The organism is Variovorax sp. OV329 (genome assembly GCF_900114785.1).
GTDB lineage: Bacteria > Pseudomonadota > Gammaproteobacteria > Burkholderiales > Burkholderiaceae_C > Variovorax.
This window is the reverse complement of sequence record NZ_FOUG01000032.1, coordinates 1-17726: the sequence shown is the minus strand read 5'-3', so window position 1 is coordinate 17726 and position 17726 is coordinate 1. Positions and strand designations below refer to the sequence as shown.

Below are 17726 nucleotides of genomic sequence, written 5' to 3'. Positions count from 1 at the left end.
GCCATGCTCGAACATCTCAAACAACTTGTCGCCCAGGAAACCGCGCGCACTGGCAAGCGCCGCACCATCCACCTGACAGATGACACCCTGCGCGATGGACAGCAGTGCCTTTGGGCGACTCGCATGCGCACCGAGCACATGCTGCCGATCGCCGAGCGCATGGACCGGGCCGGCTTCCTGGCCATCCAGGCGATCGCGCTGGTCCAGTTCGACGCCAGCGTCCTGTTCCTGAACCAGGACCCGTTCGAACGGATCCGCCTGCTGCGCGAGCGGATGACTCGCACCCCGCTGCGGGCGGCCATTCGCAGCAATCTGATGCGCGGCTTCTTCCCAGTGGCCGACGACATCACCGAGCTGTTCGTCGAGCGGCAAGTCGCCAACGGGGTGCGCGACATCGGCATCTTCGACGCCCTGATGTGCTCGGACAACCTCGCCCCAAGCATTGCCGCGGCGCATCGCCTGGGCGCCGCCGTGACCTTGCTGCTGGGCTACAACATCGCACCAGGCTACGACGACGCCCTGTATGCGCGCAAGGCGCGCGAAGCGGTCGAGCGCTTTGGTGCGCAGACCGTCACCCTGGCCGATGCGGCCGGAATCATGACGATCGATCGTGTGCGGACCCTGGTGCCGGCGATGAAGCAGGCCATCGGCGATCGAGCACGATTGGAGTTCAACACCCACTGCCTGACCGGCCTGGGCCCGCTGCTCGCCATCGAGGCGGCAGTGCACGGCGCCGACAGCATCCTGACCGCCGTGGACCCGATGGCCAACGGCAATTCGCTGCCGGCCAGCCAGATGATTGCGCGCAACCTGCGCGAGATCGGCTTCGACGTGGTGGTGGACGACCGGCTGGTCGACGAGGTGGGTGACTACCTCGGCGCATTGGCCGAGCGCGAAGGACGACCCGTGGGGGTTCCGGCGGAGTACGAGCCCAGTCACTACGTCACCCAGTACGCGGGGGGCGCGATGAGCAACCTTCAATCGCAACTCGAGCTCGCAGGCATTTCCGACAAGCTCCCGGCCGTTCTGGAGGAGATCGGCCGCGTGCGGGTGGAGCTCGGCTCGCCGATCATGGTGACGCCATATCCGGCCATCGTCTCTGCGCAGGCGGTGATGAACGTACTCAATGGCGAGCGCTACAAGGTGGTGCCCGACGAAGTGAAGAAGTATGTCTGCGGTTACTTTGGCGAACTGCCGCTGCCAGTCGACGGCAACGTGAAGGACCGGATCCTGGCCAATGGATCTAAGGATGTTGCGCTGACGCCCCCTGTTCTCGCGCCGGTGCTGCCAGGCTTGCGACAGCGCTACAAGAGCATCGGCGACGACGAACTGCTGTTGCGCTATATGTATGGAGACGAGAAGGTCAATGGGCTGGGCAGGACGGGGCAGGGTGACGCCTACAGCGTCCACCATCCCATAGTCGATCTCGTTGCGGGCCTTGCGACGCGCAAGACCAAGTCGCAGGTGCACATTACCGGCACGGACTTTTCGCTCAGCGCGAACTGAGGAGTAGGCGCATGACCCAGACGCTGACCAGGCCGCTGCCGCTGCCCACCGCCGAGACCACCCACTATTGGCAGGCTGCACTCGATGGCCGGCTCAAGATCCAATACTGCCCGGCCTGCGCACGCCACCAGTTCTATCCCCGCCGCTTCTGCACGCAGTGTTTGTCGCAAGACATCCAATGGATTCAGGCCAGCGGCAAGGGGCGCGTCTACACCTACACCGTCTGCCACGTGGCCGCGCATCCGGCGTTCGAGTCGCGCGTGCCGTACGTGATCGGGATGATCGAACTCGAGGAGGGCGTTCGCATGCTGGCCGGCATCGTCGGCCCGGATGTGGATCGGGTGGCCGTGGGCTCACCGGTGGAAGTGTGCTTCGAGCGAATCAGCGATGAAACGGCACTGCCAATGTTCAGGCTCGTCGCCGCAGACGCGCCGGCTGCCTGAAAACGACATTTGGAGAGATTCATGATCATCGATTCCTTCGACGCCGGCGCCACGGCGTTCCCCGAACGCACCTTCGTCCAGGGCGGCGATGTGCGCTTCACCTATCGCGAGGCGGCCAACGCATCGCACGCCGTTGCCGCCGCACTGGTGCGGGACGTGCTGCCGGGCACCCATGTCGGCGTGCTTTCGCCCAATCACGCCATGGTGCTGCCGGCCATGCTGGGCGTGATGCGCAGCGGCGCAGTATTTGTGCCACTCAATGCGCGCGATCCCATCGAGGACATCGTCTGGTTCGCGCGCTTCTGCGAGATCGCGGTGCTGATCTGCCATGCGCAGTACGCGCCGCACATCGAGCGCATGAAGGCCGAGATTCCGACGCTCAAGCGTGTCATCGGCCTGACCGAGGGGCTGGAGGAGGGTGGCGAGAGCATCACCCGATGGCTCAAGGAATTCGCAGGAGCGCGCGTCGGCGTCCGGCGCGAGCCCGATGACATCGCGATCATCAAGTCCTCGGGGGGCACTACAGGCCGGCCGAAGGCAATCATGCAGAGCCACCGTTCGCTGGAAACGGCCTATCGCATCAGCAACCAGTTTGCGCCGCCCAAGAAAGAGCCTGTGCACCTCGTCGTTGCACCGCTCACCCACGCAGCAGGGGCAACCATGGTGGCGCTGGCGCGCATCGGCGCACGCAACGTGATTGCGCCTTCGGCGGACCCCGGTGTGATCCTGGAGGCGATCGAGCACGAGCGCGTGACGCACATCTTCCTGCCGCCCACGATGATCTACCGCCTGCTCGCGCATCCGGACGTGGCTACGCGCGATTGTTCTTCGCTCGAATACGTGCTGTATGGCGCCGCGCCGATGTCGGTGGACAAGCTGCGCGAGGGACTTGCCCGCTGGGGCCAGGTGTTCATGCAAAGCTACGGCCAGTCGGAGGTGCCCGGCGTCATCACCTGCCTCTCTCGCAAGGACCATTTCGTGCATGGCGATCCCGAATTGGACAAGCACCTGGCCTCGGCCGGCCGCCCTTCGGGGGCTTGCGAGGTCGCGTTGATGGACGACGACGGCAACATCGTGGGGGTAGGCGAGCGCGGCGAGATCGTGGCGCGGGGCGACCTCGTCTCGCCTGGCTACTACAACAACCCGGAGGCCACCAAGGAGGCGCGCGCGTTCGGCTGGCACCACACCGGCGACATCGGCGTGTTCGACGAGAACGGCTACCTCTACGTGGTCGACCGCAAGAAGGACATGGTGATCTCCGGCGGTTTCAACATCTACCCGAGCGAGATCGAACAGGTGATCTGGGGCCACCCCGCGGTGCAGGACTGCGCCGTGGTCGGTGTACCGGATACAGACTGGGGCGAGCGCCTGACGGCGGTGATCGAACTCAAGCCCGGCAGCCACGCAACGGCCGAGGAGATCACCGACATATGCAGGAAGCGCTTCGGCAGCCTTAAGACGCCCAAGCAGGTCGAGTTCTGGCCGCAGTTGCCGCGCAGCCCGGTGGGCAAGGTGCTCAAGAAGGACGTTCGCGCCAGGCTCACCGATGTTGCCGCAAATGCCGCGGCGAGCAAATGAGGCAACGAGCATGGATCCCAAGGACTTGAGCGGCCGCTATGCCATCGCCGGCGTGGGTGAGGCGGGCATGGGCAAGGCGAAGCCGGGCGACACCGCGCTGTCGCTGCAGTGCGACGCGGCGCGGCAGGCCATCGTGGACGCCGGCCTGAAGCCCTCGGACATCGACGGCGTGTTCGCGCATTGGGACGACCGTGCTGCCGGGCTGCTCGTCACCGAATACATGGGCCTCGCGCCGCGCTATGTCGACAGCACCGTCGTGGGCGGGCAATCCAACCTGACGCATATCGCCCACGCCATGGCGGCCATGGAAGCGGGCCTGTGCGAGGTGGCGCTCATCAGCTACGGGAGTACGCAGCGCCTGGACCGAAGTCGCTCTCCCGGCGGCGCGGCGCAGGATGCGCGCATGCCCAGCGGCCAGTTCGTGCTGCCCTACGGCATGCTGAGCCCCATTGGCTTCTACGCCATGCAGGCACGCCTGCACATGCACCGCTACGGCACCCGTGCGGAAGACCTCGGTGAAGTCGCGCTCGCGGCCAGGCGCTGGGCCCAGCTCAAGCCCGATGCCGTGGCGCAGGCGCCGCTGACGATGGAGGACTACCTGGCCTCCCCGATGATTGCCGACCCGCTGCGCAAGCTCGACATCTGCCAGGTGACCGACAGCGCAGGCGCCGTGGTGCTGGTGCGCGCGGACCGTGCCCGCGACCTGCGCCGCACGCCCGTGCTCGTCAGAGGCTTTGCCGAGCAATACATCCAGCACGCCACGCCCTTCGGTACCGATGACTGGATCGACAACGGCGTGCTGGCGAAGATGGGTCGCATGGCGCTTGAACGCGCCAATCTCACGCGTGCCGACATCGACCTCGTTCAGATCTACGACGCGTTCACGATCAACGTGCTGGTGGGGCTGGAAGAACTGGGCTTCTGCGAGCGAGGCGAGAGCGGCGACTTCGTGCGGGGAGGGCGCATTGCCCCGGGCGGCGCGTTCCCCATGAACACATCCGGCGGCGGGTTATCGTTCAACCATGGCGGCATGTTCGGCATGCCGCTGCTGATCGAATCGGTGCGCCAGCTGCGCGGCGATTGCGGGGAGCGCCAGGTGCAGGGCGTGCGCAACTGCCTCATGCAGGCCGGCGGCCTCGTGATGTCGGCCTACATGGTGATGGTGCTGGGAACGGAATCTTCGTGAGCGATGACAAGCTCCCGACGCTGCACGTTCGCGCGCCGGTACGATTTCGGGCATGGCGGCGGCCCACCGACGCCACCCGGTCACGAGGAGTCCAGAAGAAATGACAGAAAGCACGTCTCCCCTGCAGGCGACACGACAAGCCATTCTCAGTCCGGTCGACCGCATCTCCGAGACGATCTTCGGCCTGCTCATGGCGCTCACCTTCGTGGGTGCGGTTTCGGCCGCGTCGGGCCGCGACGAGATCGAGTCGATGTTCATTGCCGCGCTCGGCTGCAACCTGGCCTGGGGCCTGGTCGATGCGGTGATGTACCTGGTCCGCACCGTGACGGATCGCGGGCGGACGCTCGCGCTGGCGCGTGCGGTGCGTTCGGCGCCCGACGCGCAGGCGGGCCGCGCGCTGGTGGCGCAGTCCTTGTCCAAGGCTGCCGCGGGCCTGGTCACCGAGGCCGAGGTGGAGGCCGTTCGCGGCCGCATCGTCGCGCTGCCGTCACTCCCGGCGCGGCCCCGGCTCTTGGGTGCGGACCTGGGCGCCGCGCTGGCGATATTCGTGCTGGTGGTGGCGGCGACCTTCCCGGTGGTTCTGCCCTTCGCGTTCATGGACGATGTCCTGGCGGCCAAGCACCTGTCCCGGGTGCTCTCGCTGGCCATGCTGTTCCTGGCCGGCCTGGGCCTGGGGCGCTACGCGGGCTATGGCAGCTGGAAGGTCGGCCTGATGATGACCGCGCTGGGCACGGTGCTGGTGATCGCCATCAATGCGCTCGGGGGATGAGCCAGTGCGTTTTTCCACCCTGGCGCTTGGCGCCGCCTTGACCACGCTCGCGGCAACCGCCGGCGCGCAGGTTGCCGCGCCGCAAGGCACCGCGCGCAACGCGGATGCGGAATGGGCGTTCGCCCTCACTGCCTATCCCACGATCGTGCGCGGCGGCGCCAACTACACCTCGGCCATTGCCACGGCCGACCGCGGCGCACTGCACCTGGAGGCCCGCTACAACTACGAGGCGGTGGGTGCACGTTCGGCATTCATCGGCTGGAACTTCTCCGGGGGCGATGAATTCACCTGGGAGCTGACGCCCATGGTGGGTGGCGCCTGGGGCGCGACAAGGGCATTGGTGCCTGGCCTGGAGGCGAGCTTCGCGTGGAAGCGCCTGGATTTCTACACCGAGGCCGAATACGTGCGCGACCGCAACGAGCGCGGCAGCAGCTATTTCTATTCGTGGAGCGAGCTGGGCTACAAGCCGCTCGACTGGCTTCGCGTGGGCGCGGTAGCCCAGCGCACCCGGGCCTATGGCGGCGACCGCAGCATCCAGCCGGGACCCTTTGCGCAGGTGACGTGGCGCCGCTTCACCGTTGGCGGCTACTGGTTCAACCCGGGATCGGACGACCAGGTGGTGGTCGTTTCGATCGGCGCCAGCTTCTGAGGTGCTCCAGCGCCCAGACGGTGGCCCAGGCGTAGAGCGCAACCGCGACGAACAGCGCGACACGGGTGGCGGACGCGACCAGGACATCCTTGCCGCTGGCGCTGTCCTCGATGGCGGGGCCGACCAGGATCAGCATGGTCACCAGGGCATTGATCCAGAACGAGGGCGACAGGCGCGTGGCCCGGACACGGAACAGGCGCGCGCCGGCCCACAGCGCCGCGGCCGTCATCCACAGCATGAGCATCCACAGGTTGGGCCGAAGCGACAGCCCAAGCCAAAGCACGGCCGCCATGGCCGCGCCCGCCAGCGTCGATCCCACCAGTTCGCGCCCGGCTGAACGCGCGGTGGTGGAGCAGGCCTGCTGGCCCAGTGCCACGGTCTTCATGATCGCGGCGAGGTAGAAGGACGGGTAGGTCAGCGCCAGCACGAACACCGGCATGACCACCATCGCCGCACGCGTGGCGAGCCAGGCGGCCGATTCGCGGTCGACCTTGCCCACCAGGGCGGCCGATGCTGCGGGTGGCGCGGGCGAAGGCGCATCGGGGAAAAGAGCATGCGATGCGGTGTTGACCACCACTGCTGTGACGAGGCCGACTGCGAGCGTGAAGGCGATCGCCGGTGCCAGCGCCTGCTCGGCCACCCCCGCCACGGGAATCAGGGTGATGGCGATGACCAGGATGGCCGTCAGCGGACTCGCGCGGCGCGCCCCCGCGAAGAACACGGCGTAGAGCAGCACGGCCGTCAGCACGATGCCGGTGAATGCGTAGTTCTCCAGGATGGGAACCATCAGCACGCCCGCGGTCATCAGGGCCGCCACCACCGCGGCCAGCACGATGCCCTTGAGCAAGGGCATGGGCGGGCCCGGCTTGCACAGGATCAGCACCGCCACCACGCACACGGCAAAGGGGGCCGGCAATGCGAGGCCGTACGCCACCAGCACCGCCAGCGCCATGCCGATGGCGAGCCGCAGTGCCGCCTTGTCGGCCGCCTGGGCCGCGTGGGACGTGGCGGCCTGCTCAGTAGACATAGGACAGGTAGCTTGTCAGGCGGATGAACGCCGCGCCGAGCCAGTTCATCACCGTGTGCTCGCCGGTGTAGACCATCACCTCGGCCTGGCCGCCCAGCCGCACACCGCGCAGCCGCTCGCGTTCGGCGGGATCGAACTCGATCGCGACCGGGAAGCGCTGCGCCTGCCGCAGCCAGTCGCGGCTGTTCTCGATCTTGGGCAGGGTGCCGGGCTGCGCCGGTTGCCCCGAGCCGACGCCGCTGCCCACGCTGCGCACGCGCCCGTTGAAGACATGGCCCGGCATCGCATCCAGCACGATGGCCACGCGGTCGCCGGGCTCGACGTTGCCCAGGTTGTTCTCGGTCATCTCGGCGTTGATCCAGAGGTCGCTCATGGAAATCAGGGTCAATGCCGGTGCGCCTGCCTGCGCGAACTGACCCACGTCGGTTCGCAGGTCGGTCACCCTCGCGCGCGCCGGCGCCAGGACTTCGGTGCGCGCCAGATCGAGTTCGGCCTTCTCGATGGCCGCCCGCGCGCTGAGCAGCTGCGCATTGTTCTCGCCGCTTTCGCCCGCCGCCTCCTGCGCGCGGCGCAAGTCGGCCTCGGCGGCCTTCTCCTGGCTGGCGGCGCGCACGCGTGCGGCCTGCGTGGTCTCGACACGGCGCACGGAGATCGCGCCCGGGTCCTCGGCAAAGATCTGCTTCATGCGAAACGCATCCTGTTCGGCGCTCAGGCGGTTGGCCGCGGCGGCCTGCACGGCGGCCCGGGCCGCGTCGACCGCGGAAGTGGAGGCGTTGACCGAGCGCCGCACCGACTCGTAGTCCGAGCGGCTGCGCTGGAGGGCGATCTTGTAGGGAGCGGGATCGATGTCGAACAGGCGCTGGCCGGGCTGCACATCGTCGTTGTTCTTCACGTGCACCTTCAGCACCTTGCCGGAAACCTCGGCCGCCACCGGAACCACGTAGGCCTGCACTCTGGCCTGCGAGGTATAGGGCGTGAGCCGGTCGGAGGCGAAATACCAGGCCAGGCTCGAGACGATCAGTACCAGCACGACGATGGCGCCGCGCCGCGTGCCCTTGCCCGTCGCGGGTGGCGGCGCGGGCGCGGCTTCGGGTTCGGGCATCGCGGCCTCCGGCGGCTTCGGGGTTGGCTGGGTCATGGTCGTGCGTCCTTGGCGGATACGCCGCTGCGGGCGTCGGCATCGGGGGCGGGCAGCGGGGTTGCGAGCAGGTCCTTCCAGTCGCTTCGCCGGCCCATGGCCTCTCGCGTCGCGTCGTCCACCACCGGCCTGCCGCGGCCCTGTTCCCACCCGCCACCCAGCGCCTTGTAGACGGCGATCAGGTTCTGGGTGAGGCTTCCGCGGTTGGACACCAGGAGGTCCTGCTGGGCGAAGAAAGTTCGCTGGGAGTCCAGCACGCGCTGGAAGTCGGTGAGGCCCTCGCGGTACTGGAGCATGGCGATGTCCAGCGAGCGCCGCGCGGCCTGCACCGACTGCTGGAGCAGCTCGATCTGCTCGCCGGTCCTGGCGAATCCGACGGCCGCGTCGTCGACCTCCCGGGCCGCGCGAAGAACCACGTCCTGGTAGGCCTCGTAGAGCTGCTGGAAGCGCGCGTCCTGCAGCAGCACGGCGTTGGTCAGCCGGCCGTGGTCGAACACGTTCCAGACCAGGCTGGGGCCCAGGGTCCAGTTCAACGCGCGGGTCGAACTGCCCAGCGAAGTGGCAGACCATTCCACCGACCCGAGCAGCGAGATCGAGGGATAGAGATCGGCCGCGCTCACGCCGATGAGCGCGGACTGCGCGGCCAGCTGCATTTCCGCGGCCCTGACGTCCGGCCGGCGACGCAGCAGATCGGCCTGCATGCCCGCTGCGGCGTCGTATTGCGCGTCCGGAATGCGTCCGGCGCCGGCGTTGATCTCGGGGAGGACGCCGGGTGGCCGCGCGAGCAGGGTGCTCAGGGCATTCTGCGTCTGGCGCAGCAGCAGTTCGAGTTGCGGGATGGTCGCCAGCGTGGCCAGGAGCTGGGCCCTGGCCTGCTGCACGTCGAGCTCGGAGTCGTTGCCGCTCTTGAAGAGGCGCTCGGCAATTTCCAGGCTGCGGCGCTGCAGCGCGGCGTTCTCGCGGGCGATGCGCAGCCGCGCTTCCACCGTGCGGATCGAGCAGTACAGGGAGGCCACCTGGGCCGCCATGAGCACCTGCACATCGTCGTACTGGGCGATGCTGGCCAGGTAGCCCGCATCCGCCGCCTCGATGCTGCGCTGGAACTTGCCCCAGAAGTCGAGTTCCCAGCTCGCGCGCAGCCCCGCGCCGAAGGCCACCGCGTGCGTGTCCGGCCCTTGCGGCCGCTGCTCGCCGACGCCGAGCACGGTGCCGGTCACCTGTTGCATCTGCGGATAGCGCGTGCTGCCGGCGATGCCCAGCTGGGCACGCGCTTCCATGATGCGCATGCCGGCCGTGCGCACCGAGGGGTTCACGCGCTGCGCCTCGCCGATCAGCTGGTCGAGCGCAGGGTCGTCGAACTGGCGCCACCAGGTCTGCACGTCGCTGCCACGGCGCGGCTGCGTGGCGGCCAGCGCCTCGAGCGATCCGCCCTTCCAGTCGGCCAGCCAGGGGACCTCGGGGCGCTGGTAGTCGGGGCCCACCACAGTGCAGCCGCCTAGCAGCAGAGCGCTGGCCATGACCACTGCCTGGATGCCACCTCGCCTGACCGGCATGTCGTGTGCGGCCTTCAACTGACGGACGGCGGGTTGCTCGCCACGGGCAGGTTGTCCGGGTTGGTCGCCACCCACCACATGAACATCTGGTAGCCCAGCGCGAGCAGAGTCGCCCCCACGAACATGCCCAGGATCCCGCTGCTCGCCAGCCCGCCCAGCGCGCCGAGCAGCACGACTGGCATCGGCGCATCCACCCCTCGGCCCAGCAGCAGCGGCTTGAGCACGTTGTCGAGCATGCCGGCCAGGAACAGCAGCACCGAATAGGTGGCGTTCGCCGCGGCGCCATGGTCGCTGCCCATCCACAGGTAGCCGATGACGGGCAGGGTGACGAGCAGCGCCGGCACCTGCGCGATCCCCAGGACCAGCACGACCATCGCCAGCAATCCGGCGAAGGGCACGCTGGCCAGGAGCATCAGCACGCCGACCGCGATGGCCTGGATGAAGGCCACCCCGAGCACGCCAAGCGCCACCGCCCGGATCGTCGCCGTCGCGAGCCGGGCGAACTCGTCGCCCTGCCTTTCGCCAGTGAACCGGCTGAAGATGGCGCGGGTGCTGTCGGCCCCCGCGCGGCCGAAGGCCATGATGATTCCGGCAATGATGAACGAGGCCAGGAACAGCAGCACCGTGCCGGAAATGCTGGCGACCATCTCGAGCGCCGCCTTCGCCAGGTCGCCGATCTGCGGTTGCATGCGCTGCACGAGGTGGGGCAGGTCGGCATGGGCCTGCGACCAGAGGCCATGCACCCTTTCGCCGATCACCGGCCAGGCCGCGACCGAGGCCGGCGGCTCGGGAATCCTGAGGGTGTTGTCGTGCACCTGGCCGATCAGTTCGCTGACCGATCCGCCCAGCGACACCAGCAGCACGGCCGTGGGCGCCACGATCAGCACGATTCCGCACAGCACGATCAGCGTGGCCGCGCGCCCCTGCCTGCCCCCCAGCCTGCGGCTGAACTTCTGGTGCGCCGGATAGAGCGTGACCGCCAGGATCAGGGCCCATGCCATCAGCGAGACGAAGGGCGAGAAGATCCGATAGCACAGCGCAGCCAGGGCAAAGACCAGCCCCGCCCTGATGAAGACGTCCAGCATGCGCCTGGACAGGCGCGCTTCGAGCGCGATCGTGGATTCGTGCGTCGTGGTCATGGCGGCGTTCCTCTGCAGCTCCCTGCGGTTCATTGGCTGGACGGTTTCGTGCCGAGCGCGATGGCTGTCCTCAATCCCCGAGCCGTTCTCGCAAGCGCGAATGCCGCGGGCTGCGCCTTATTGCCAGACTCAAGACGAGCTCGCGGGCGCGCGCTCCTCGAGTTGGCTGATTGCCTCGCGCATCGAGTCTTCGATGAGTTTTTGCGCAGCTTCTGCGGCGACGTCCGACTTACCGGCTTTAAGGGCCTTGTGCAGGTTGCGCCAGTTGCGGGCCGATTCCTTGCGCCTGGCCGGGGTGGCCAGGCCGAGCTGTGTATAACGCAGGGTCTGGCGCGACAAGGACGCCAAGATGTTGGCCAAACGTTCGTTGCTGCAGCTCTCGCGCAAGATGCGGCTCAGGTTGAACGAGGTCTTGAAATACTCGTCGGCCCCTTGTGGGTCCTGCGCCAGTGCATCGAGAGTGCGTACATCGGGTTCAATGGCGTTGGCGACGCGGGTGGCTTCCTCCGCGCTCAACCGGGTCACCATGGCCCCGGACAAGGTGCGGCGGATCTCGAAGATGTCGGCGACTTCCTTGGCCGTGAGTTGAGTGACATGAGCGCCCTTGTTGGGCAGGATGCGAACGACCGAGTCGCTCTCCAGGATGCGTAAGGCTTCGCGCACCGGCCCGCGGCTGACCTCGAACTCCTCGGCGAGAGACTCCTCGCGGATGCGATCACCGGGTGCGTACTCGCCGCTTGCAATGGCCGAGAAGATGCGCTCTGCAATTTGCTCCGGCAAGGTCATCAACTGGCGCGTCGCCGACTTAGGCCGCAACGGTGCTGCGGCGATCACTTTGGTATTGCTGGTGGTTTTCGTGTTCACTGGGGAAACGCCCCTATGAGAATATGAACATTGTCAACAAACGTAATGTAATCATAAACTATAATACGCCTAATTTCCCCTCGCATTTGCACCCCGTCAGCGGCACTCGCGCTACGGAAGCAAATGGAAGTGTGGCTGAAGACGCCTGCCACGCTCGATTGGTCCCGCCCCGAGATCTTTTTTCAGGCAAGCGCGTCATCCGGAAACGCCCAGACATGTCCAGCGAGTCGCTATTCCCGATCACTGCGCAAGCGCCGACGAACAACCAGCGGCTCTTCGCTCGCTATTTCATGGCGATCCTGGTCGACCTGGTGGTGCTCAACCTGTTCGTCGAGTACTCGGGCAAGGTCCAGATCGACTCCTTCACGGTTTCGCTCCTTGCCGCGGTGGTGTTGCAGGTGCTCCTTCGCTTGACCATCGCCATCGAGCAGCGGGTCGCCTCCTTCTTCAAGTCGAAGGAGGGCCGCCTCATGGTCTTCCTTCGCTTCTTCTGCGCCTGGCTCGTGCTGTTCGGCTCGAAGTTCGTGATCCTGGAGGCGATTGCACTGGCTTTTGGCGACAACGTGCGATTCGGTGGTCCCTTGCACGGCGTGGTGTGGCTCGTCATCGTGATTGCCACGATGCTCGTTGCCGAGGAGGCCGTGGTGCGGCTCTATCGAAGACTCGATGAGCGCTGAGCCGGCGGGGGTCGCACGTGAAATTGGCTCGAGCCTTGCAACACCAACGAGAAGCACCCTAAAGATTCGCGTGTCCTCGAGTTCCGCACCTTGCCCTGGTCAGACATACGGCGCATTGCGTTATCCATTATTGGTTGCCGGAGGATTTCGATGATCAAGTCCACCACTAAGCGATCGGCGATCTCCGCCGCAGTCCTGCTCGTGCTCCTCGCCGCCATTCTGGTGCCGATCGCGTACTGGCAGCAGTGGTCACTCGGCCCACAAGACCGCATTTTCCTCGAAACGCAGGACGCATCCGGAATGACGGAGGGAATGCGCGTGATGACCCGTGGTGTGGTCGTCGGCAGGGTGCGAAGCATCGCACTGACGCCAGCGGGGCAATCCGCCGTGCACGGCGTGCGGATCGAGCTGGGCATCGGCCGCCGTCACATGGAGGGCATCCCGAAGGGAAGCACCGCAGTACTTGTTCGCCAGAACCTGGTCGGCCGGCAAGTGATTGACCTCGTGCCTCCGAGCAGCGGAGCGCCCCCCGTGAGCGCCGGTGACCAATTGGCATTCGAGCGCGGCAAGGACATTGACCGGATCGTGCAGGACATTCACGCCGAGCTACAGCCAGTGATCGACGATGCGCGCAAGCTGGTCCAGAGCTTGAACGACCCGGCTGGCTCGTTCCAGCAAGCCCTCCAGTCCGGCCAGGAAGTGGCGGCTCGCATGCCCGCGCTCGTAGAGCGGACGGGTGAAGCCATTGACCAAGCCAAGGCGAGCGCTAAGACCATCGAAGGCGGCGCGAAGGCGACGCTGCAGAGCGCGAATAGGACGATTGAATTCGTGGAGCAGTCTGCGCCTGCCGTGATCGAAAAGGTGCAGCAGGCTGCAGCGAATGCCCAACAGGCGAGCACCGAGGTGCAAGCCATCGCCACGAGGGCTTCGGAGAGGCTGCCCCAGGTGCTCGATCAGGTTCAGGCCGCGGCGACTCAGACAAACCAAATGGTAAGCAATGCGCGACAGACCTGGCCGATTAGCCTGCTGACAGGCACTGCCACTACGCCGCAGTCCCTGCCAATCGACAGTGTCGGCGGATTGCCGCTGCCCGGAGAGGCACCATGAGCCGCGTCCAGCGATGGCTCGCTCTCGGCGTGTTGGCGCTGGGGGCGTGCCTGCTTGGGGGTTGCTCCACGCCGCCGGTACGCTCGGCGGCCGATCTCCGGGCGCAGGGCTACAACACGCAGGGTCTTGACCGCTTCAAGGCTGGCGACATGGTCCGTGCGCTCGGGTACTTCGAACAGGCACTGGTCGTCGCGCAGTCGATCGAAGACGAGGACGCAATCGCGGCCACACGCCTCAATCTCGCGATGGTCTATTTCGGTACCGACCGTCAACAGGAAGGCTTGGCGCAACTGGACATGGTCATCGATGAACGCCGTCTTGCGTTCAGCGCCGACCGCCGCGCAGAGGCCGCATTGCGGCGCGCGATGGCCGTGCAGGCGGGCGACCGCGCCGCCGCGGAGAAGTCGCTTGAGCGGGCCGGCATCCTGTGCGGCGACAACTGCAGCGTCAGGGGGAAGATACTGAACCTCAAGGCTTATCTGGCGTTGAGCGGCGCCCGTGCCCAAGAGGGTCTGCGATTCGCTCAGCAAGCCCAGAATGCGCTCGACAAGCATGACGTCCTGGAGAAGGCGAACTCCTTGCGCCTGCAATCAAGCGCCTACATTGCATTGAAAACACCGGCTGCTGCTGTGCCCTTGCTGCAGGAGGCCTTGAAGCTGGACAAGGCAGCTGGTGCCAGTGACAAGATCTATCAGGATCTGATCCTTCTGGGTCAGGCATCCGCAGACAAGCCGGAACTCGCTCGAAACTATTGGACCAGGGCTCACGATGTGGCGGTGGCCGCCAAAAACGAATCAGGAACGAAAACCACGTCGAGATTGCTCGCAGCGCCGTCGCCGTAGCGGACGGGTACCTGCCGCATTCAAGTGATCGCCCACGGGCAACTTGCTCCAGGAAGGAGTTTTCAGACATGAACGCTATCGCCTCGGATCCGCGCGCGCCTCACGCGTTAAGCGCTTCGCGAGATTTTTCCGTGGTCATGGGCGGGCCCCTCTACCAGCTTTTGCGGCGCGGTCGCCTGACCGGAGATGCGCTGGAAATGCAGCACCGTAGGGTCATCGCTGCCATATTGGTGGCGTGGATGCCCCTGTTGGTGTTATCCAGTATCGAGGGGCATGTTTGGCCCGGCAGCGCCGAGTTGCCATTTCTGCTCGACATCGAGTTGCATGTGCGGCTTTTGATCGCGCTGCCGCTGCTGATCTTTGCCGAGCTCTTTGTCTATCAGCGCATGCGTACGGTAACGCGGCAGTTCCTGGAGCGCTCGTTGGTTCCCGATGCCGCAAGGGCCCGATTTGACAAAGCCATTGCCGCCACGGTACGGCTGCGCAATTCGGTGGCAGCTGAAGTCGCGCTGCTTGTGTTCGTCTATGGCGTGTTGGTCATCCTGTCGTGGCGGACGCAGTTGCCGCTCGCGGGGGCGAGTTGGTATGGCGACGCCATCAACGCGCAGATGCGCCCCACGCTAGCCGGATGGTGGCTTGGCTGCATCAGCCTGCCCCTGTTTCAATTCCTACTGCTGCGCTGGTACTACAGGCTGTTCATTTGGGCGCGCTTCCTGTGGCAGGTCTCCCGAATTCGATTGGACCTGATGCCAGCCCATCCTGACCGCTGCGGTGGGTTGGGATTTCTCGCGGGCATGGGCAGCGCCTTCGCGCCGGTTCTTCTGGCTCAGAGCACTGTACTTGCGGGAATGATGGCCGACCAGATCCTGTTTGCCGACGCCAAACTGCCCGACTTCACACTCGAGTTGGTAGGAATCGTGGCGCTAATGGTGTTGCTGTTCCTTGGTCCTTTGCTGGTCTTTTGCGGCCAGATGGCGGCCGCAAAAAGCGCCGGTCTTCGTGACTACGGGCTCCTCGCTCACCGATACGTTCGTGAGTTCGACCAGAAGTGGCTGCGCGGTGGTGCGCCGGCGGACGAACAGCTTCTCGGCAGTGGGGACATTGGGTCGCTGGCCGACGTGGGTAGCGGCCTCGAAACGGTTAAGAGCATGCGCGTGGTGCCATTCTCAATCCAGACGGCGCTTCAACTTGCGCTGCTCACGCTCCTGCCGGTCCTCCCGCTTACATTGACGCTGTTCTCGGTGGAGGAGTTGCTGCAACGACTCCTGAAGATCGTCTTCTAGGCCAGAAAGGACGGCCGGTGCCCACCCCCACTGCTTTGCTTGTCATCTAGTTGTGAGGGCGCTCTGTGCGGTAGTTGGAACTTGGGTGACTCTAGGCCCGACGTTGCTGCAAATGCTCCTGCCGGGCGGGCCGCGACCCGAGCCAGATGCGGAAAGATCCGCAATGTGCCCCTCCTGCTCAAAGTACTGAACCGCCATGTTGGATGGATGTCTGCTATTTGCCGTCAAGATGGATACGCCAAAGACGGCCGCGCAGCGCTGGACTAAGCCGCTCGCGCGGCAGTTGCCTCGCCACCGCCGTGGTTGCTCGCAGGGTTTCTGGTTCTTGCCAAGTTGACGGCTGAGGCAATCCGCCTCGCCTTTCGACTGGAGCCGAACCATGAGTTCATTGACGCCTTCCGTCTCCCCGTTGCGCCAACGCATGATCGACGACATGCGCATGCGCAAGTTCAACGGCAAGACCCAGATTCACTACATCCGCGCCGTGCGCAGGCTCGCCGCCTTCCTCAAGCGATCGCCAGATACTGCCACCGCGGAAGACCTCCGGGCCTTCCAGTTGTACATGGTCGATACCGGCACGTCCCCGCCGACCATCAACTCCACGCTCAGCGGCCTGAAGTTCTTCTTTGACGTCACGCTGGGCCACGCCGAGCTGATGGTCAAGGTGCAGCCCGTGCACCAGCCGCGCCCGCTGCCGGTGGTGCTGAGCTGTGACGAGGTCGCTCGCCTGATCGCCGCTGCACCGAACCCCAAGTACCAGGCGGCGCTGTCGGTGGCCTATGGAACCGGGCTACGCGTCAGCGAGGTGTGCGCGCTGAAGGTCAGCGACATCGACAGCGAGCGCATGACGCTACGCGTGGAGCAAGGCAAGGGCCGCAAGGACCGCTATGCCATGCTCTCGCCGGTGCTACTCGAGAGGCTGCGGGCATGGTGGCGGGTGGGCCACGCGCAGGGCAAGATGCTGCCCAACGGCTGGCTGTTCCCGGGGCTCAACCCGATGGACTCGCTGTCCACCCGGCAACTCAATCGCGCGATCCATCTGGCCGCCGACGCCGCCCACATCGACAAGCGCGTGTCGATGCACACACTCAGGCACAGCTTCGCGACGCACCTGCTCGAGCAGAAGGTCGACATCCGGGTGATTCAGGTGCTGCTGGGCCACAAGCGGCTGGAGACCACCGCGCTGTACACCCACGTAGCCACCGAAGTGCTGCGGGCAGTGATCAGCCCGCTGGAGATGCTGCCGTCGTCGTAGTCCGGTCGTCGTGGCGCGCGCCGCCCTGGAAGTCGCCGACATCTTCCGCCTCCATGGACCTGCCTGGCGCCAGACTCAGCGGGGTCACCTGAGCCTGGGCCAACTCAAGGTCATGTCGGCTATCGAGCAGTGCCGCAGTGCGGCATTGGGCGGCCATGTCTTGCGTTGCGAAGGCTGCGGGGCCGACCAGGTTAGCTACAACTCCTGCCGCAACAGGCACTGCCCGAAGTGCCAGAGCAACGCTGCCCAACGCTGGCTCGAGGCCCGACAGACCGATCTGCTGCCGGTCGAGTATTACCACGTGGTCTTCACGCTGCCTGCGCCCATTGCCGACATCGCGTATCAGAACAAGGCCGCGATCTACGGCCTGCTGTTCGACATGTCCGCCGAGGTGTTGTTGACTATCGCAGCCGATGCCAGGCATCTGGGCGCACGCATCGGTGCCACGCTCGTGCTCCACACCTGGGGCTCGGCCCTGACGCACCATCCGCACATACACGGCATCGTGCCTGGCGGCGGTCTGTCGCCCGACGGCAAGACCTGGATTGCTTGCCGACCCGGCTTCTTCCTGCCCGTGCGCGTGCTCTCGCGTTTGTTCCGACGGCGCTTCCTCGAAGGGCTTCAGCAGCTGCATCGCGCTGGACGACTGCAATTCTTCGGCGAGCACGCGGCACTGGCGCACGGGCAGGCCTTCGCCGAATGGTTGGCGC

At 66.0% G+C, this 17726-nt stretch carries 17 protein-coding genes; 12 read left to right on the top strand and 5 right to left on the bottom strand.

The genetic code is table 11. From position 1 onward, the window contains the following. The first annotated feature begins 3 nt into the window (after positions 1–3). The 6 genes from BM345_RS29995 to BM345_RS28655 all read left to right on the top strand — a co-directional run bounded on the left by BM345_RS29995 (position 4) and on the right by BM345_RS28655 (position 6131). On the top strand, positions 4–1506 hold the full coding sequence (locus tag BM345_RS29995) for a carboxylase (RefSeq protein ID WP_175545201.1): 1503 nt from the start codon (positions 4–6) through the stop codon (positions 1504–1506). An 11-nt stretch (positions 1507–1517) separates the two neighbouring features. Then, the gene (locus BM345_RS28675) at positions 1518–1949 is read left to right on the top strand and encodes a Zn-ribbon domain-containing OB-fold protein (protein WP_093387020.1); all 432 of its coding nucleotides are present in this window, start codon (positions 1518–1520) and stop codon (positions 1947–1949) included. A 21-nt stretch (positions 1950–1970) separates the two neighbouring features. Continuing rightward, a complete protein-coding gene (locus BM345_RS28670; protein WP_093387018.1) occupies positions 1971–3527 on the top strand; it encodes an AMP-binding protein in 1557 nt (518 codons plus the stop codon). Positions 3528–3537: 10 nt separating this feature from the next. After that, on the top strand, positions 3538–4713 hold the full coding sequence (locus tag BM345_RS28665; RefSeq protein WP_093387015.1) for an acetyl-CoA acetyltransferase: 1176 nt from the start codon (positions 3538–3540) through the stop codon (positions 4711–4713). A gap of 100 nt (positions 4714–4813) precedes the next feature. Continuing rightward, a complete protein-coding gene (locus BM345_RS28660; protein ID WP_093387013.1) occupies positions 4814–5482 on the top strand; it encodes a VIT1/CCC1 transporter family protein in 669 nt (222 codons plus the stop codon). Positions 5483–5486: 4 nt separating this feature from the next. Continuing rightward, the gene (locus BM345_RS28655) at positions 5487–6131 is read left to right on the top strand and encodes a hypothetical protein (RefSeq protein WP_254790046.1); all 645 of its coding nucleotides are present in this window, start codon (positions 5487–5489) and stop codon (positions 6129–6131) included. Here BM345_RS28655 and BM345_RS28650 read toward each other — a convergent pair. The 5 genes from BM345_RS28650 to BM345_RS28630 form a co-directional block, all read right to left on the bottom strand. Beyond that, positions 6076–7158: a DUF2955 domain-containing protein gene (locus tag BM345_RS28650; RefSeq protein WP_093387008.1), complete on the bottom strand. Its 1083-nt coding sequence runs from the start codon at positions 7156–7158 to the stop codon at positions 6076–6078. The genes BM345_RS28655 and BM345_RS28650 overlap by 56 nt on opposite strands. Continuing rightward, on the bottom strand, positions 7148–8296 hold the full coding sequence (locus tag BM345_RS28645) for an HlyD family secretion protein (RefSeq protein WP_093387005.1): 1149 nt from the start codon (positions 8294–8296) through the stop codon (positions 7148–7150). Before BM345_RS28645 ends, BM345_RS28650 begins: the two co-directional genes overlap by 11 nt. After that, positions 8293–9813: an efflux transporter outer membrane subunit gene (locus BM345_RS28640; RefSeq protein ID WP_254790045.1), complete on the bottom strand. Its 1521-nt coding sequence runs from the start codon at positions 9811–9813 to the stop codon at positions 8293–8295. The genes BM345_RS28645 and BM345_RS28640 overlap by 4 nt, the downstream gene beginning before the upstream one ends. A 50-nt stretch (positions 9814–9863) precedes the next feature. Then, a complete protein-coding gene (locus tag BM345_RS28635; protein ID WP_093387053.1) occupies positions 9864–10988 on the bottom strand; it encodes an AI-2E family transporter in 1125 nt (374 codons plus the stop codon). A 129-nt stretch (positions 10989–11117) separates the two neighbouring features. After that, positions 11118–11852: a GntR family transcriptional regulator gene (locus BM345_RS28630; protein WP_139237670.1), complete on the bottom strand. Its 735-nt coding sequence runs from the start codon at positions 11850–11852 to the stop codon at positions 11118–11120. A 215-nt stretch (positions 11853–12067) separates the two neighbouring features. Here BM345_RS28630 and BM345_RS28625 point away from each other — a divergent pair, with 215 nt between their 5' ends. The 6 genes from BM345_RS28625 to BM345_RS28600 all read left to right on the top strand — a co-directional run. Beyond that, positions 12068–12529 (top strand): hypothetical protein, encoded by a 462-nt coding sequence (locus BM345_RS28625; RefSeq protein ID WP_093386998.1) that lies wholly within the window; start codon positions 12068–12070, stop codon positions 12527–12529. A gap of 150 nt (positions 12530–12679) precedes the next feature. Further along, on the top strand, positions 12680–13636 hold the full coding sequence (locus BM345_RS28620) for an MlaD family protein (RefSeq protein ID WP_093386995.1): 957 nt from the start codon (positions 12680–12682) through the stop codon (positions 13634–13636). Beyond that, positions 13633–14478 carry a hypothetical protein gene (locus BM345_RS28615; protein ID WP_093386993.1) on the top strand — a complete coding sequence of 282 codons (846 nt, stop codon included), beginning with the start codon at positions 13633–13635 and terminating at the stop codon, positions 14476–14478. The genes BM345_RS28620 and BM345_RS28615 overlap by 4 nt, the downstream gene beginning before the upstream one ends. Positions 14479–14546: 68 nt before the next feature. Then, positions 14547–15761 carry a hypothetical protein gene (locus BM345_RS28610; RefSeq protein WP_093386991.1) on the top strand — a complete coding sequence of 405 codons (1215 nt, stop codon included), beginning with the start codon at positions 14547–14549 and terminating at the stop codon, positions 15759–15761. Positions 15762–16140: 379 nt separating this feature from the next. Beyond that, positions 16141–17016: a tyrosine-type recombinase/integrase gene (locus BM345_RS28605; RefSeq protein ID WP_093386988.1), complete on the top strand. Its 876-nt coding sequence runs from the start codon at positions 16141–16143 to the stop codon at positions 17014–17016. A gap of 10 nt (positions 17017–17026) precedes the next feature. Then, a partial coding sequence (locus BM345_RS28600; protein WP_139237669.1) for an IS91 family transposase occupies positions 17027–17726 on the top strand: 700 nt, incomplete at its 3' end.

What these genes read in the sequence shown, in the direction of transcription:
- BM345_RS28640 (WP_254790045.1), bottom strand. Translation starts at nt 9,813, where the DNA reads ATGGCCAGCGCTCTGCTGCTAGGCGGCTGCACTGTGGTGGGCCCCGAC.
- BM345_RS28615 (WP_093386993.1), top strand. Translation starts at nt 13,633, where the DNA reads ATGAGCCGCGTCCAGCGATGGCTCGCTCTCGGCGTGTTGGCGCTGGGG.
- BM345_RS28635 (WP_093387053.1), bottom strand. Translation starts at nt 10,988, where the DNA reads ATGACCACGACGCACGAATCCACGATCGCGCTCGAAGCGCGCCTGTCC.
- BM345_RS28605 (WP_093386988.1), top strand. Translation starts at nt 16,141, where the DNA reads ATGAGTTCATTGACGCCTTCCGTCTCCCCGTTGCGCCAACGCATGATC.
- BM345_RS28645 (WP_093387005.1), bottom strand. Translation starts at nt 8,296, where the DNA reads ATGACCCAGCCAACCCCGAAGCCGCCGGAGGCCGCGATGCCCGAACCC.
- BM345_RS28660 (WP_093387013.1), top strand. Translation starts at nt 4,814, where the DNA reads ATGACAGAAAGCACGTCTCCCCTGCAGGCGACACGACAAGCCATTCTC.
- BM345_RS28625 (WP_093386998.1), top strand. Translation starts at nt 12,068, where the DNA reads ATGTCCAGCGAGTCGCTATTCCCGATCACTGCGCAAGCGCCGACGAAC.
- BM345_RS28650 (WP_093387008.1), bottom strand. Translation starts at nt 7,158, where the DNA reads ATGTCTACTGAGCAGGCCGCCACGTCCCACGCGGCCCAGGCGGCCGAC.
- BM345_RS28670 (WP_093387018.1), top strand. Translation starts at nt 1,971, where the DNA reads ATGATCATCGATTCCTTCGACGCCGGCGCCACGGCGTTCCCCGAACGC.
- BM345_RS28610 (WP_093386991.1), top strand. Translation starts at nt 14,547, where the DNA reads ATGAACGCTATCGCCTCGGATCCGCGCGCGCCTCACGCGTTAAGCGCT.
- BM345_RS28675 (WP_093387020.1), top strand. Translation starts at nt 1,518, where the DNA reads ATGACCCAGACGCTGACCAGGCCGCTGCCGCTGCCCACCGCCGAGACC.
- BM345_RS28665 (WP_093387015.1), top strand. Translation starts at nt 3,538, where the DNA reads ATGGATCCCAAGGACTTGAGCGGCCGCTATGCCATCGCCGGCGTGGGT.
- BM345_RS29995 (WP_175545201.1), top strand. Translation starts at nt 4, where the DNA reads ATGCTCGAACATCTCAAACAACTTGTCGCCCAGGAAACCGCGCGCACT.
- BM345_RS28620 (WP_093386995.1), top strand. Translation starts at nt 12,680, where the DNA reads ATGATCAAGTCCACCACTAAGCGATCGGCGATCTCCGCCGCAGTCCTG.